The following is a 1,438-nucleotide window of genomic DNA, read 5'->3' as shown; positions in this document are numbered from 1 at the left end:
TTTCTTCCTTCTTCAAAGCCAACCAGCCGGGCGCAGATCAGGCGGTGGGGAGGACAACAAGGTGCGGACTGGCCAAACTACAAACGGTCATTGGTGTGGCGTGTTGAGTGCCACGGACCCTGATGAAGGACGCACGCGGGGGACCCATTCGTTAGCCGGCAACCTGGTTGTCGCCCTCGAGTTAATCGGTCACGCCCCGCGCAGGTCCAAACCTGTTGTCATCAACGCTTGCCGTCACACGGCGGTGGAACTTGTCTACTGCAGCTGCAAGGTCTCGGGTTTTCTTCCTGGTCAGCGTATTGGGTTTTCAGGCTGGCAGCGCAAAGGTCTCGCCGCGCTGCAGCACGGCCCAGGCCATGCGCGCGTTCTTGGCCGCGATGGCCACCACCGCCTTCCAGTAGCCGCGCCGCTCGGCCAGCGCCACGGCCCATCGGCTGGTGGCATCGGTCTTGCCCTTGGCCGCCACCAGCATGGCCCGCGCGCCCAGCACCAGCAGGCTGCGCAGGTAGGCGTCGCCGGCCTTGGTGATGCGCCCCAGCCGGGTCTTGCCGCCCGAGCTGTACTGGCCCGGCGCCAGGCCCAACCAGGCCGCAAACTGCCGGCCGCAGTCGAACTCATGCCCGTTGCCGATCATCGCCAGCAGGCAGGTCGCCGTGGTGGCCCCCACGCCGCTGAGCTGCATGAGCCGCTTGGCCCGGGCATCTTCCTTGGCCATGGCCTGGATGTGTTGGTCGTACTGCGCGATGCGCTCGTCCAACCGGGTGACCTCGCTGAGCAGGTCGCCGATCACGGTGTTGGCGTAGCCGGGCAGGCCTTCCAGGCATTCGCAGGCCCGGCGGCGCACGGTGGCGGCCTTGAGCGGGAGCACCACGCCGAATTCGCTGAGCAGGCCGCGGATGCGGTTGAGGGTGGCCGTGCGCTGCTCGACGAAGCCCTGCCGGGCGCGGTGCACCATCAGGCGCGACTGCTGCTCCAGGCTCTTCATCGGCACGAAGCGCATGTGCGGGCGCTGCACGGCTTCGCAGATCGCGGCTGCGTCGGCCGCGTCGTTCTTGCCGCGCTTGCCAGACATGCGGTAGGGCGTAACGAACTTGGGCGCGATCAGACGCACCGTGTGGCCCGCGGCCTGGAACAGCCGCGACCAGTGGTGCGCGCCAGAGCACGCCTCCATGCCAATCACGCACGGCGGCAGTGTGGCGATCAGCTCGTGGAGCTTGTCGCGCGGCACCGCCGGGCGCACCAACTCAGCCTTGCCGGCCTCATTGACGCCATGCACCGCAAAAACGTTCTTGGCGAGATCAATGCCAACAGTCAGAATCGTCATGGACTTCCCCTTCCGGATGAGTTGATGAGAAACCGCACTTCCCATCGTGGCACTCAGTTGCCGGTTGCCGCAACGCGGCTAGTTCGGGACGGGGAAGTCCCTTTCATTCGTTAG

General features: G+C 66.2%; 1 protein-coding gene. It reads right to left on the bottom strand.

The features are described from left to right. Positions 1-307: 307 nt before the first annotated feature. Positions 308-1,324, bottom strand: coding sequence for an IS110 family RNA-guided transposase (locus tag AC0N04_RS18205; protein ID WP_474283989.1), 1,017 nt, complete (start codon positions 1,322-1,324; stop codon positions 308-310). Positions 1,325-1,438 lie beyond the last annotated feature (114 nt).

The organism is Ideonella sp. sgz306126 (assembly GCF_056032705.1).
Note: the sequence above shows the minus strand (reverse complement) of the source record. Positions and strands in the feature narration are given on the sequence as shown.